General features: G+C 59.7%; 17 protein-coding genes. All 17 read right to left on the reverse strand.

Annotated features, from left to right (window positions below; genetic code table 11):
* Positions 1-26: 26 nt before the first annotated feature.
* The 17 genes from H7C18_RS33130 to H7C18_RS33210 all read right to left on the reverse strand — a co-directional run bounded on the left by H7C18_RS33130 (position 27) and on the right by H7C18_RS33210 (position 13,695).
* Positions 27-1,187 (reverse strand): sugar ABC transporter substrate-binding protein, encoded by a 1,161-nt coding sequence (locus H7C18_RS33130; RefSeq protein WP_185133415.1) that lies wholly within the window; start codon positions 1,185-1,187, stop codon positions 27-29.
* Positions 1,188-1,555: 368 nt separating this feature from the next.
* Positions 1,556-3,034 carry a stage IV sporulation protein A gene (gene spoIVA, locus H7C18_RS33135; RefSeq protein WP_185133416.1) on the reverse strand — a complete coding sequence of 493 codons (1,479 nt, stop codon included), beginning with the start codon at positions 3,032-3,034 and terminating at the stop codon, positions 1,556-1,558.
* Positions 3,035-3,303: 269 nt separating this feature from the next.
* Positions 3,304-4,086 (reverse strand): hypothetical protein, encoded by a 783-nt coding sequence (locus tag H7C18_RS33140; protein WP_185133417.1) that lies wholly within the window; start codon positions 4,084-4,086, stop codon positions 3,304-3,306.
* A 4-nt stretch (positions 4,087-4,090) separates the two neighbouring features.
* Entirely contained in the window at positions 4,091-4,453 is a 363-nt protein-coding gene (locus tag H7C18_RS33145) for a 2Fe-2S iron-sulfur cluster-binding protein (RefSeq protein ID WP_185133418.1), read from the reverse strand.
* 26 nt (positions 4,454-4,479) lie between these two features.
* The gene (locus H7C18_RS33150) at positions 4,480-4,773 is read right to left on the reverse strand and encodes a 2Fe-2S iron-sulfur cluster-binding protein (RefSeq protein ID WP_185133419.1); all 294 of its coding nucleotides are present in this window, start codon (positions 4,771-4,773) and stop codon (positions 4,480-4,482) included.
* A 31-nt stretch (positions 4,774-4,804) separates the two neighbouring features.
* The gene (locus H7C18_RS33155) at positions 4,805-4,987 is read right to left on the reverse strand and encodes a DUF2768 family protein (protein WP_337914044.1); all 183 of its coding nucleotides are present in this window, start codon (positions 4,985-4,987) and stop codon (positions 4,805-4,807) included.
* Between the two features lie 114 nt (positions 4,988-5,101).
* Positions 5,102-5,722: a nitroreductase family protein gene (locus tag H7C18_RS33160; protein WP_185133420.1), complete on the reverse strand. Its 621-nt coding sequence runs from the start codon at positions 5,720-5,722 to the stop codon at positions 5,102-5,104.
* A 145-nt stretch (positions 5,723-5,867) separates the two neighbouring features.
* Complete coding sequence (locus H7C18_RS33165; protein ID WP_185133421.1) at positions 5,868-6,143, reverse strand: stage VI sporulation protein F; 276 nt, start codon at positions 6,141-6,143, stop codon at positions 5,868-5,870.
* Between the two features lie 67 nt (positions 6,144-6,210).
* Positions 6,211-7,248, reverse strand: coding sequence for an NAD(P)H-dependent glycerol-3-phosphate dehydrogenase (locus H7C18_RS33170; protein WP_185133422.1), 1,038 nt, complete (start codon positions 7,246-7,248; stop codon positions 6,211-6,213).
* A complete protein-coding gene (plsY, locus tag H7C18_RS33175; RefSeq protein ID WP_185133423.1) occupies positions 7,238-7,855 on the reverse strand; it encodes a glycerol-3-phosphate 1-O-acyltransferase PlsY in 618 nt (205 codons plus the stop codon). The genes H7C18_RS33170 and plsY overlap by 11 nt, the downstream gene beginning before the upstream one ends.
* Positions 7,856-7,869: 14 nt before the next feature.
* A complete protein-coding gene (der, locus tag H7C18_RS33180; RefSeq protein ID WP_185133424.1) occupies positions 7,870-9,192 on the reverse strand; it encodes a ribosome biogenesis GTPase Der in 1,323 nt (440 codons plus the stop codon).
* Positions 9,193-9,279: 87 nt separating this feature from the next.
* Positions 9,280-9,897, reverse strand: a complete 618-nt coding sequence (locus H7C18_RS33185; protein ID WP_185133425.1) for a hypothetical protein — start codon at positions 9,895-9,897, stop codon at positions 9,280-9,282.
* A 150-nt stretch (positions 9,898-10,047) separates the two neighbouring features.
* The gene (gene rpsA, locus H7C18_RS33190) at positions 10,048-11,265 is read right to left on the reverse strand and encodes a 30S ribosomal protein S1 (protein WP_185133426.1); all 1,218 of its coding nucleotides are present in this window, start codon (positions 11,263-11,265) and stop codon (positions 10,048-10,050) included.
* A 123-nt stretch (positions 11,266-11,388) separates the two neighbouring features.
* Positions 11,389-12,006 carry a lysophospholipid acyltransferase family protein gene (locus tag H7C18_RS33195; protein ID WP_185133427.1) on the reverse strand — a complete coding sequence of 206 codons (618 nt, stop codon included), beginning with the start codon at positions 12,004-12,006 and terminating at the stop codon, positions 11,389-11,391.
* Between the two features lie 3 nt (positions 12,007-12,009).
* Entirely contained in the window at positions 12,010-12,714 is a 705-nt protein-coding gene (gene cmk / locus H7C18_RS33200) for a (d)CMP kinase (RefSeq protein WP_185133501.1), read from the reverse strand.
* A gap of 124 nt (positions 12,715-12,838) precedes the next feature.
* Positions 12,839-13,027, reverse strand: a complete 189-nt coding sequence (locus H7C18_RS33205; RefSeq protein WP_185133428.1) for a hypothetical protein — start codon at positions 13,025-13,027, stop codon at positions 12,839-12,841.
* Positions 13,028-13,032: 5 nt separating this feature from the next.
* Entirely contained in the window at positions 13,033-13,695 is a 663-nt protein-coding gene (locus tag H7C18_RS33210) for a PilZ domain-containing protein (protein WP_185133429.1), read from the reverse strand.
* Positions 13,696-13,794 lie beyond the last annotated feature (99 nt).

The raw sequence follows: 13,794 nt of genomic DNA on the forward strand, positions 1-13,794 counted from the left end.
CGCCGTGCTGTTCCGTGCTGCTTCGTTTATTGGCCGGCGACCGCTTGCTCCAGCGCCGTCAAATAATCCGTCGATCCTTCATCGCTCGCGCCCCAGCCCTTCACGTACTGGGACAGGTCGGCCGTCGTTACTTTCTTGTCCGCCGGCAGCGAGTCGCGGTTGACGTATACCGAGTCGAGCTCGACCGTGGCCGGCGTCGTGTCGCCGTGGATCTTCTGGTACAGGTAGCGCACCTGAACCTGTCCGATCGAAGCCGGATCGACCGCTGCGGAAGCGACCCACGGGCTCGTTGTGTCTTGAATCATGCCGAGGTCTTCGTCGCTCAGGTCGATGCCGTACACTTTGATCTCGTCGCGGCCGGCTTGCTTGATCGCGTTGGCGGCGCCTTTGGCGAACTCGTCCCATGCGGCCCAAACCGCCGTGATGCTGCCCTTCTCCGGATATTGCTTCAGGATGGCTTCCATCTTCGTCTGCGCGTCGAGCTGCGGCCCGTCCGCCGTGCCGAACGCCGCGATCTCCTTGATGTCCGGATACTTCTCTTGGAAAGCCTTGTACGCGATCTGGCGGGATTCCATCGGCGGGAAGCCGGCCACCCAGATCTTGACGATGTTGCCCTTGCCGCCGGCGTCGGAAGCGAGCGCCTCGAGCGTCTGCTCGGCCATCTTCTGGTCGTTCTGCGCGATGTTCGTTACGCCTGCCGCCGAGATGTTGGAGTCGAAAGCGACGACCGGAATGTTCGCGGCCAGCGCCTTCTGCACGCCCGTAGACAAAGCGCCGTCGTCGCCGTGGTCCAGCAGAATGCCGTCGTAGTGCTGGGTGACGGCAGCATCCAGATTGGAAGCCATCACGTCCAGCTTGTCGTCGGCGGTAATGACGGTCACTTTGCCGCCGAATTTCTCGATCTGCTTCTTGACCCCGTCGACGTATTGGGCGGAGAACGTCCCGGTGTTCAGGCGCATCAAGAGCGCGATGTTTTTCCCTTTCAGCGATGCGACGTCGTCGCTCGCGGCGGCGGAAGAACCCGAAGCGGTCGGCGAGCTTGCGGCGGACGAACTCGGCGAAGCCGAACCGGAAGCGCTCGCGTTGCCGCCGTTCGCGCCGTCGTTCTTGTTGCCGCAGGCGGTCAGCGCCAGCATGAGAACCAGAATGAGGGCCAGCCCCGCGCCCAGTCTTTTTCGTTGTTTCATCGTACTTTTTCCTCCCCGGTAGGCTTGTCTCTCTTTTTTGGATAGAACAATAGTAGTTGTTATTTCCTACTATGTCAATTGGTTTTAAAGAGATTCTCGTTCGAATTCCCCACAAAATCAAATTTTATGCGAATTATGTCGAAATAACAAGATGATTTATGCGAATGGCATAAAAATCCCCCAAAAGTGACGCGATGCTCTGAATTTAACTCCGATTACTTTTGGGGGAGCCCCCGGATTTCCACAGGAAATTTAATCGTATAATTTCCAAAGCAACAAAAAAAGCGCGCTCTCCCCTGGAGGAGGCGCGCTCTTTCCATCGGCCCGTTCGGCCGTTGTTATGCTAGAATCCGTCGTCGTTCGTACGATCAGAGAATGATGGCGATCAGTCCGCCGGAACCTTCGTTGATAATGCGGCCGAGCGTTTCTTGCAGCTTGTAGCGGGCGTTGTCGGGCATCATGGCGATCTTGCCCTGGATGCCTTCCCGCACGATCGAATGGAGCGAGCGGCCGAAGATGTCGGAATCCCAGATTTTGATCGGGTCCTTCTCGAAATCCTGCATGAGGTAGCGGACGAGCTCCTCGCTTTGCTTCTCCGTTCCGATGATCGGCGCGAATTCGGATTCGACGTCGACGCGGATCATATGGATCGAAGGAGCGGTCGCTTTCAGGCGAACGCCGAAGCGGGAACCCTGCCGGATCAGCTCCGGCTCGTCGAGCATCATCTCGGCCAGCGACGGAGCGGCGATGCCGTAACCGGTCGTCTTGACCATCTCCAGCGCTTCCGCGAACCGGTCGTACTCCCGCTTGGCATGGGCGAACTCCTGCATCAGCTGCAGCAGATGGTCCTTGCCGCGGATTTCCGTGCCGACCACTTCCTGCAGAATCCGGTCGTACAGCTCATCCGGCGCGTACAGGTCGATCTCGGCGACGCCTTGGCCCATGTTCATGCCGCTGAGTCCGGCCTTCGCGATAAAATCGTATTCGAGGAAGTTCGAGACGACGCGGTCGACGTCCCTCAGCCTCCGAATGTCCTTGACGGTGTCGCGCACGGAATTTTCGTAGCTCGAACGGAGCCAGTGCCGCTCGTTCAGCACCATGACCCAGCTCGGCAGGTTGACGTTCACTTCGTGAACCGGGAACTCGTAGAGCACTTCGCGCAGCACGCTCATCACTTCTTCTTCGCCCATCGTGGCGACGCTGAGCGCAATGACCGGAATGTCGTACTTGGACGCCAGCTCGTTACGAAGAGTCTGGGCTTCGTCGCTGCGCGGACGGGTCGAGTTGACGACGAGCACGAACGGCTTCCCGACTTCCTTCAGCTCGTCGACGACGCGCTCTTCCGCTTCGACGTAGGCGCTGCGCGGAATTTCCGCGATCGAGCCGTCCGTCGTCACGACGACGCCGAGCGTCGAATGCTCCTGAATGACCTTGCGAGTGCCGATCTCGGCCGCTTCCTGGAACGGAATCGCCTCGTCGAACCAAGGCGTCGAGATCATGCGCGGCCCGTTCTCGTCCTCGTAGCCTTTGGCGCCTTCGACCGCGTAGCCGACGCAATCGACGAGCCGCACGTTCACTTCGAGTCCGTCGGTCACCTTGATCTGCACCGCGTTATTGGGAACGAACTTCGGTTCCGTCGTCATGATCGTGCGTCCCGCCGCGCTCTGCGGAAGCTCGTCGACGGCGCGAACGCGATCCGCTTCGTGCGTGATGTTCGGAAGCACGACCGTCTCGACGAAACGCTTGATGAAGGTCGATTTGCCCGTCCGGACGGCGCCGACGACCCCGAGGTAGATATCACCGCCGGTGCGCTCGGCAATATCCTTGAAAATGTCCACTTTTTCCAATGAGATTCCCTCCCCTTCGTAATCGCGAAGCCTGCGAGGATCCGTCAGCGCGACGGACTCGTACACGAACTTGGACTGCTATCATTCTATGTGCGCCAGATAGATTTATGACGCCCGTGAGCAAATTCGCTCCAGGAATGTGCCGCCGCGCCCACTCATACCTCCTGATCATATGAAAGGAAGGCCTCCTGTATGCCGTCTGGTCCTCGGGAACGCGAAAAGCCGCTCTTTCCTATGACGGAAAGAACGGCTTGCGTCGGTATGGTTCCCTAACTCGATTGCGAAGAAGCGGCGGTGTCGGGTTGAGCCTGCGGCTCCCCATTCACCCAATGATAGACCGGCGCCTTGACGGGCACATAGTAGGACTGATCGACGAGGGAGCGGCGCAGATCGTCCCCCGCGGCCGGGGATGTCCCCGACTTGCCGACGGCGGTGGCGATATCCAGGCCGTAATCGACGTACACCCGGCCCGAAGCGTCCGTCATGAAGCCGAGCGATTGGCCGGAATACATGCTGTTCGTCTTCGGCTCCTTCATGCCGAGCTTGTCGAAGTTGACCGACCAGAATCCGGGGTAAAGCTCGTCCCCTTTCGGCGGTTCGCCGCCATGCTTGTCCATGTAGGCGTCTACTTTGGTCTGGACGTCTCCCGCGTTTTGATAGACGGAAATATTCAGCAGCTTGACCGTCGGCTTCGTCTCTTCGTCGATGATCAGAAATTGATAATTGCCGCCGCTCTCGAAGGCGACGCTCGGCACGCTGCCGAGATAATCCATGCGCTTCAGCTTGCCCATGTCGATCTTGAACTTCTCGTACAAAGGCACCGATTCGTCCGCGCTGACGATCGGCAGAAGCCCCGTCGCCTTCTGATACTGATCGACGGCGTCCTGGACGGACAGCACCGCCTGGCGGGCGGAGGCGTTATTTCCCGGCGTCTCTTCCTCCGGATACAGACAGCCCGAGAGGGCCAGCGCCGTCACCGCCATCAAGATCAACAAGGATGCCCGCCGGACGGCGCTTGCCGCCGTCCATTTGCCTCGCTTCACGTTCCTCATCCGTTCACAGCCACCCATCTTCATTCTGTTGCTGCTCCAGCAGCCGCCGCACCGCCGCCTTCAGCGGGTCCTCCGGCACGGTGACGGACAGCGGCCCGCGAATGCGGGCTTGGCACGAGAGGCGCATGCCTTCGTCCAGCAGCGGCCCCAGCTTGCGGCGCTCCGCATCCGTCGGCTCGGTAAGCGCGGCGCGGTGCTCCGGCGCGACCGACACCTTGCACATGAGGCAGCCGGCCACGCCTCCGCAGCGGGTGCGCACCGGAGCCTTCGCCCGCTGCGCGGTATCCAGCAGCGTCGCGCCGATCCGCGCGTCGGCTTGCTGGCCGCCGGGCAGAAAGGTCACCCGGCACGTTCCCTTCGCCGACATGGCGGCCCCTCCTTTCGCGATTCAGCCTAAAAATAAGTGCGGTTCGCCGCCACGATCTCGCCTTCCCGCTCGACGACGGCCTGACAGCCGAGCCGAAACCCTTGCTCCAGCTCGTCCGGCCCGAGCCGGTCCCATTCCGCGTCGTTCGGCTCGCTGAGCAGCTCGCTGCCCGCTTCGATCCGGCAGCGGCAGCGGGCGCACGTTCCCCGCGAGCAGTTGAACTGCCAATCGACGCCGGCCCGCTGGGCCAGCTGCAGCAAGCTCTGCCCGATCGCCGGCGGCACTTGCATCGTTTTCGTTCTTCCTGTCAGCGTTATCATGTTTATTGCTCTTCCCCCGTTTTTCCCGCGGCTAGACGATGGAGATCAGCCCGCACAGCATGCCGACCAGCAGCGCAACGAAAGCGAACAGCGACAAAGCCGCCCGCAATACCCCTTTCGTCTTCGATCGGGCCAGCATGATGATGACAGCCGCGACGACCATCAAGCCGATGCCCACGAACGAAACCCACATTTTCATCATCGGATCCATCATTCGTCGGTCCTTTCCCCGTTAGCCCTACAAAACGCTGAATATTATACCATTTGCCAAGCCAAAAAAAAAGAAACTTCCGGCGGCGGGGACACCGCGGGAAGCTTCCGGAGCTCTTTACTTGAAAATGCGGATTCGCTCTTCGACCGGTTGGAACGTCTTCTCTCCCGGCTGCGACGTCGGCTTGCCGAACGGCATCTGCGCGACAAGATGCCAGCTGACGGGAAGGTTCCAGGTTCGGCGAACTTCATCGTCGATAATCGGATTGTAATGCTGCAGCGAGGCGCCGAATCCTTCCGCCTCCAGCGCCGTCCACATGGCGTATTGATGCATGGCCGATGCATGCTCGGACCAGACGGGAAAACGGTCCTTGTACGACTCGAAGCTTTTTTGCAATTGCTCGACGACGGACTGTTCCTCCCAGAACAGCACGGTGCCGTAGCCGCCGCGGAACGAATTCATTTTTTCCTCGGTAGACTTGAATTTCTCGTCGTCGTTCACCAGCTTGCGAAGCGATTCCCGCACGAGGTCCCACAGCTTGTCATGCTCGCGGCCGAGCAGAAGAACGAGCCGGGACGACTGGGAATTGAATGCCGACGGCGTATGCAGAACCACGTCGCGGACAATCTGCTCGATCCGCTCGTCGGGAATAACGGCTTCCTTGGCGATGCCGTAATACGTACGCCGGTTCTTGAATGCGGCAAGCAGCTCTTGCGATGAAGAGACGGCGGAGTTCATTGGATGAGGCAACCTCCCATGCGTTATTGAAATTTTTCGGTCCGGTATAGGTTGCCCATCGGCCGGATTCCATGAAGCCGCAAAATTTCCCAAGCAAAAAAATCCCCTCCTCGTCAAAGAGGAAGGGGACGGCCGGGATCGCCCGTTATTTCTTGACCATCATTTTCATCAAGCTTTCGAGGTTATCCAGATTCATGCCGCTTTTCTTGACCGCGCTGACGATCTCCTTGACCGTGTCCTCCGATACCGGAACGCCGGCCATTGCCGATACTTGCTTGATCAGCTGGCGGATTTGGGTTTCGCTCTGCAGCGTCGCGGGCGTCACCTGCCCGGCGATTTTTTTGATCGACCCTTCGGTGATCGATTTGCCGGTTTTCTTATTGACGGTGCTCAGGATGTCTTTGGAAAGTTTCTTGTCCATGCTTCCCCTCCTCCGGGTTTGTGCTAGTATCCTATGAGGAGAAGGGGGAAACGGTTCGGGCACTTGCTCAGTTGCCGCTCTGTCGCAGCTCGGGATTCTCGATCTCGTGCGTGCGGACGCGCCCCATCAATGCGCCGACCGCGCCGGAAGGGTCCTTGTCTTCGAACAACACTTTGAACAGCTCGCTCGTGATCGGCATTTCGACTTCGTATCTCGTTGCCAGTTCCCTCGCCGCTTTCGTCGTGCGGACGCCTTCGACGACCATGCCCATCCGATCCAGCACTTCGTCGAGCCGAAGTCCCGAGGCGAGCATCGAGCCGGCCCGCCAATTGCGGCTATGACGGCTCGTACACGTTACGATCAGGTCGCCGACTCCGGCCAACCCCGCGAACGTAAGCGGATTCGCGCCCATCGCCGCGCCAAGACGGCCGATCTCGGCGAGCCCCCGGGTAATGAGCGCGGCTTTGGCGTTGTCGCCGAAGCCGAGACCGTCGGTCAAGCCGGCTCCGAGGGCAATGATGTTCTTGATCGCGCCGGCCGTCTCCACGCCGACAACATCGGGATTCGTATAGACGCGAAAATACGATTCGTTCATGAACAGGTCCTGCGCCGCTTCGGCCGCATCCATCGAGCCGGAGGCGACGACGACCGTCGTCGGATGACGATCGATCACTTCTTCCGCATGGCTCGGACCGGACAGAACGACGATTCGCTCCTCCGGCCGTCCGAGCTCTTCCGCCAGCACGACGGACATTCGTTTCAGCGTCTCGGATTCGAACCCTTTGGTCGCATGGACGATCAAGGCATCGGACTTTACATGCTTGGCCGCCTGGCGGGCCACTTCCCGCATCGAACCGGACGGCGCGACGAACACGGCCGCTTCCGCCCCGGCGAGAGCCGCTTCCATGTCCGTGGTGGCGGTAATCCCTTCCGGAAGGCTGGCGTTCGGCAGGAACCGAGCGTTCGTGCGATTCGTGTTGATCTCCTCGGCCTGGGCCGAATTGCGGGTCCAAAGCGCGACGCGGCGGCCGTTGTCCGCCAGTACCCGGGCGAGCGCCGTTCCCCAGCTGCCCGCCACCAGCACGGCAACGGTGTTACGCTCCATGCGGCTCTCCTTTCTTGCTGCCCAGCTTATTCTCGGTTCCGTTCAGCAGCTTGACGATATTTTTGCGATGGCGAAGCAGCGCAAGCAGCGCAACGATGACGGCCCCCCACACCATGTAGCGGTCCCAGCCGCCGATCGCCAGAATCAATGGCAGCAGCACGGCGAAAATAAGGGAACCGAGCGACACGTAGCGAGTAACCGCGATGATGGCGATAGCGATAAGGCCGGCGATCAGCACGGGAACAAAAGCGAGCGAGATCATCGCGCCGATCGTCGTCGCGATGCCTTTGCCCCCCTTGAAACGGAAGAAGACCGGCCAATTGTGGCCGACGATCGAAGCGAGCGCGCAAGCGACCGGGACCCAAGCCATGCCGTCGCCTTTCAGGGCGTAGCCGAGCACGACGGCGATGACGCCCTTGGCGATGTCCAGCGCGAGAACGAGGGCCGCCGGGCCCTTGCCCAGCACGCGCAGCGTGTTCGTCGCGCCGGCGTTGCCGCTTCCATGATCGCGAATATCGATCTTGCGCACCAATCGCGCGAATAAAATGCTGAATGAAACGGAGCCAAGCAAATAACTGGCGGCGATAGCGATAATGGATGCCGTCACGGTGCGGTTCTCTCCTATTCCTGATCCGACTTGCGGCGCGTGAAGAGCCGAAGCGGGGTTCCCTCGAATTCGAATGCGGCGCGAATTTTGTTCTCCAGAAAGCGCTCGTACGAGAAATGCATCAATTCCGGCTCATTGACGAAAATGAGAATCGTCGGCGGCTTGACCGCCACCTGCGTGGCGTAGTTGATCCGGAGCCGGCGTCCCTTGTCGCTGGGCGGCGGCGTCACGGCTACGGCGTCAGACACGATGTCGTTGAGCACGGGGGTTGGAATGCGCATCGCATGATGCTCGGCCACGCGGTCGATGACCGGAAACAGCTTGTGAAGGCGCTGCTTCGTCTTGGCGGACAGGAACACGATCGGAGCGTACGTCATAAACAGGAAGTGATCTCGAATCATGTTGGTGAATTGCTGCATCGTCTTGTCGTCCTTCTCGACGATGTCCCATTTGTTCACGACGAAGATCGACGCTTTCCCGAGCTCGTGCGCATAACCTGCGATGTGCTTGTCCTGCTCGATGATGCCTTCCTCGCCGTTGATGACGATCAGCGCGACGTCCGCGCGCTCGATTGCTTTCATCGAACGCATGACGCTGTATTTCTCCGTCGTCTCGTACACTTTTCCCCGCTTGCGCATGCCCGCCGTATCGATCAGCACATACTTCTGCCCGTCCTTCTCGAACGGCGTGTCGATGGCGTCGCGCGTCGTGCCCGCCACTTCGCTGACGATGACGCGCTCTTCGCCGAGAATCGCGTTGACGAGCGACGACTTGCCTACGTTCGGACGGCCGATCAGCGCGACCTTGATGACGTCCTCGTCGTATTGCTCGTCTTCCTTCGCGGGAAGCTTGGCCGTCGCCGCGTCGAGCAGATCGCCGATGCCGATGCCGTGGGCGCCGGACAGCGCGACCGGATCCCCAAATCCCAATGCGTAAAATTCGTAAATATCGTCCATCCGGCCCAGGTTGTCCACTTTGTTGACCGCGACGACGACCGGCTTCCGCGACCGGAACAGCAGCTGAGCCACTTCTTCGTCCGCGTTCGTCAGTCCGGATTTGGCATCGACCATGAACACGATGACGTCCGCCTCTTCGATCGCCAGCTCGGCCTGCATGCGCACGAGACGCAGCAAACCGTCCTCTCCGTCGATCTCGATGCCGCCGGTATCGATGACGCTAAAAGCGATTCCGTTCCATTCTCCGGATCCGTAGATGCGATCCCGGGTAATGCCGGGTTTATCTTCTACAATGGCCAGCCGGTCGCCGATGATCCGGTTGAAAATCGTCGACTTGCCTACATTAGGCCGACCCACGATGGCGATAACGGGTCTTGCCATACGTTCACTCCTCAACATATCCCTGATTGGCATGCATAAGAATCATAAACTCACAATCTTCATCATAACAAAAATATACCGCGTTGGCTAACCCCAGTTGCGGCTCCCTCCCCGCCTCCGGACCAGATCGGATGCCCAAGCGGCCAAATAGGCCGCCAGACGCATTTCCCCCGCCGCCAGCCACCATCTGTCGGACCATACGAGACCGCCCGCTTCCCCATTCGGGCCGCCCAGCCAGCCCAGGGCGAGCGCCGCTTCCGCCAGCGAAAGGCCGATTCCGAGAGCCGCCAGCCGTTCCAGCGGATTCCTGACGACGATCAACGCAATCAGCGCAGCCGTCAAGGAGACGATCCAGAGCGGGTCGACGGTCGCCAATCGGGGGGCATGCTCCGTTATTTGGTCCAGAAACAGGACGACCGCTGCGATCAGCAGCGATGCCGCGCCCGCAGTTCCCCTTCGCGAAGCGTTCAGCCATACCATGGCCGCCAGCGCGGCGGCGCTCCCCCAGACGAACGCGCCGTCCCAGACGACCGCTCTTTCCCCTGCCGGCCATTTGATCCTGAGCCGGAAAACGATCGGCCAAAGAATGAGCATCCAGCTGACGAACCGCTCCGGCAAGCATTCCGCCAGCTCCTTCCGCCAGCCGCTCCACCATAGAATGCAAGCCGTCAGCCAAGCGACGGCCGAGATGAATCCGGACGGCATCCCGCTTCCCACCTCCTCCTCGGTTCTGCCGTCTTAGTATGGACCATTCCCCGAAAGTGACCTGATGCTTCGAAGCGAATTTATCTCCGCTTTCAACCTCCGCGCACAATAAAAAGCCCCCGGTAAACCGGGGGCTGGCTTCGAGATTGCTTATTTGAACTTGCTCAGCTTGTCGCCGAACTTCTCGCCCAGCGTGAAGCTCATCGACTCGGCCGGAGGAAGATTCGTCTCTTCCTTGGGACCGCGGCCGCCGCGCGGCGCACGCTCGCGCTCTGCTTGCGGCGGAGCTTCTTCCGTCTCCTTGATGGAGAGGGAGACGCGCTTCTCGGACGGATTGAAGTCAAGGATCTTGGCCTTCACTTCTTGGCCTTCCTTCAGCACTTCAAACGGAGTGACGACATGGCGATGGGCGATTTGGGAAATGTGCACGAGGCCTTCCACGCCCGGAGCGATCTCGACGAATGCGCCGAAGCTGACAAGGCGCTTGACGACGCCGGTGACGATCTCGCCGTTGTGGAATTGGCCTGCAGCCGACTCCCAAGGACCCGGTTGAGCCGCCTTGATGCTCAGGCTGATCTTGCCGATCGACGGATCGACCTTCAGCACTTTCACTTTCACTTGCTGGCCTTCGGACACCACGTCGGCCGGATGAGCTACGTGCTGCCATGCGATCTCGGACACGTGAACCAGTCCGTCGATGCCGCCGATGTCGACGAATGCGCCGAAGGGCGTCAGACGCTGAACGGTGCCTTCGATGACCTGGCCCGGCTGCAGCTCGGACATGATCTTCTGCTTCTGCTCTTCGTATTCGGCTTCCAGAACGTCCTTCTGGGACAGGATAACCTTGTTGTTCTCGCGGTCGATTTCCTTCACTTTGACGCGAAGGGTACGGCCCTTATAATCGGAGAAGTCTTCCACGAAATGACGTTCGACCATGGAAGCCGGAATGAAGCCGCGAACGCCCACGTCGGCGACCAAGCCGCCCTTGACGACATCGGCTACGGTTACTTCGAACACTTCGCCGCTGTCGAACTTGGCTTGCAGATCGTCCCACGCGCGTGCGCTGTCGATTTGACGCTTAGAGAGAACGAGGCTCTCCTTCTCGTCGTTGATGCTAACGACCTTGGCTTCGACTTCCTGGCCGATCTGCACGGCGTCGGAAGCACTGTCCAGGTTGACGGAGGATAGTTCGCGCAGCGGAATGACGCCGTCGTATTTATATCCAAGGCTAACGAATGCTTGGTTGTCCTCGATCTTGACGATCGTGCCCTTGACCGTATCGCCTTTCTTCAAGGATACGACATTCTCCAACGCATCCTGGCTGACCGATTCGGCCGCCGTTTCCTGGACTTTAATTTCTTCAGACATGAAAATACCTCCTCAGTTCTACCCCAACTTTATTTAAACCCGCATTCCAGAGCGGCGTTTAAATCGCGTTTGCCCATGTCATAAATCCAATAATACCCGTAGTATGATGGAATCGCCAGTCATTCATGCATGCGCGTTCGGATCTCTCCGCGACGGCTTGCCGGTCCGGACCATCTCGCGAATCTTCGAGATGAGCAGCTCGGTAGCGGCTTCATGATCCTCCGAGCCCTTCTCCAAATATGGAGCCAGATCGATGGGCTCTCCGTAAACGGCCGTCATTCTCCGGAAAAGGCGGTAGTCGCCGATCAGCGCGACGGGAACGATCTGCGCTCCCGACCGGGCGGCCATGCTGACCGCTCCTCGCTTGCCCATCGATACCCCGCCGATCTTGTCGCCCTTGCGCGAGCCTTCGGGGAAGATGCCCATTACTTTGCCTTCCTCCAGAACCGCGAGCGCCGTCCGGATCGCTTCCTTGCTGACGCCGCCCCGCTTGACCGGGAAAGCCCCGAGGGCCCGTATGAACGGGCCGAACCCCGGTATTCGGAACAGCTCCATCTTCGCCATATAATGAACCTTGCGGGGAACCGCAAGACCGAGCGTCATCGGATCGAGATTACTCATATGATTGCTGGCCAGAATGACAGGGCCTGATGACGGGATGTTCGAGATGCCCCGATGTTCGAAACGGAAGAAGAGAGACCAAATCATTCGCACGGCAGCCCGGCAAATTCGGTATAACATAATCTACTTCTCCCCCGCCGAAATGGTTCTCGACGCCGCGCGGGCCCACCGGGCGATGTCGTCCACGATCCGCTCGATCGCCAGTCCCGTCGAATCGACGAGCTTGGCATCCGGCGCCTGAAGAAGCGGCGCGATCGCCCGTTCGCGGTCCATTCGGTCGCGTTCGGCGATATCATGCTCCAGCTGCTCCAGCGTGATGTCCGCATCATCTCCCAGCTCCCGAAAACGGCGCAAAGCGCGTTCCCTCGGGGTCGCCGTCAAAAAGATCTTGAGCTCGGCATCGGGGAGCACGTGAGTGCCGATATCCCTGCCGTCCATGACGACACCCTTCTCCTTGGCCATCCGTCGTTGAAGCTCCGCCATGCGAAGACGAACCGCTTCATAGGAAGAGACCTGGGAGACGTTCCGGTTCACCTCATGGGTTCGAAGCATGGAAGTGACGTCTCTTCCGTCCGTCCACACGCGTTGGCCATCCTCGTCCGGTTGGAGACGGATGTCCAGCTCCTCGGCCAAGCGGCCGATCGAAATTTCGTCGAGGACCGGTATTCCCCGTTCCAAGGCAATCGCCGTAACCGCTCGGTACATCGCTCCGGTGTCTACGTACACATATCGGAGCGCGCTTGCGACCAGACGGGCTACCGTGCTCTTGCCGGCGCCGGCGGGACCGTCGATCGCAATGTTGATGGGATGCCCGCTGTCGTGACTCATCAAAAAAAGAAAGCCTCCTAATCAACCACCGTTAAGAAAAAAGGCAGGCAAGCTTTGCCTGCGTGCGATCGAGAAAATTATACCACACCCCATCGGGAGATGCAAAACGCGGGAAGCCCGTCCGCTAACGCTCCGGAAAGCGGACGCCTTCCCATTGTTCGGTACCGGTCAGCAGTTCATGAACAACCGGCAGCCGCAGCGCAAGCTGAGATATCAACAGCGCCGCGACCAGCGCGCCGATCAGCCGCACGATCCATCTCTCGATCGCCGAAAACCGCGATTCGGCTCCGCGCAGCCCCTTCATCCGATTCATGGCTCTCAGTCCTTGCGAAAATCGAGTTGTCTTTCGAAGCAAAAGCGAATGACCTTCTGCTGTTCGGCCTCCGAAATTTCCTTAAAGCGCATCATGACGGCAAGGTGGCGGGGTTCGACTTCCTTGACCCGGATCACTTCGCCTTCGAATTGTGCATGCGTCACGCTTCCGGAACGGTACGGAACGAGCAGCCAGCATGACAGCATCGTCTGCGGAACGATCGGCCACTTCCGCTCGCAGCGGAAGGAGACGCCTCCGCCCCCGACATCTTCGGTCAGGGCGACGAACCGAAGCTTCTCGCCGATGCGGACCGCCAGTTCAAGCTGAGCCTCAACCCTCAAGAAGCTTCGCCGCTGTTCCCGGGTGACGTCCTCCGGCGACGGCTTGCGAATCTCGACGAGCGCCACCGTGTCCTTACGGAACCCGACCACTTCCGTCGCGAACTGGTGCTTGACCCCTTCGGGCGTATAATAGGTAATCCGATACGGCTCTCCCATCTGGGAACGATGATACTTGCCGCTTTTCTCGTCCATCGGAATTTCGATCAGGAACGAATCGGATGTGACGTCCGCGATACGCGAACGGAAGGTATCGGCGTGTTCTGCATCCGCTTCCCTCGAGGCGTGAAGCGTCTGGATAAACATCGTTTGGTTCACTTTCGGAAGCACGCTGAACCCTCCAACAGGCGGCATGTAACGGCGCTCAGGCGCTGCCGTTCTTCCCAATTATACCATGTCGTCCCTGCTGGGACACCAGCGGTTCGCGAA

This window comes from Cohnella zeiphila (genome assembly GCF_014212055.1).
Classification (GTDB): Bacteria; Bacillota; Bacilli; order Paenibacillales; family Paenibacillaceae; genus Cohnella; species Cohnella zeiphila.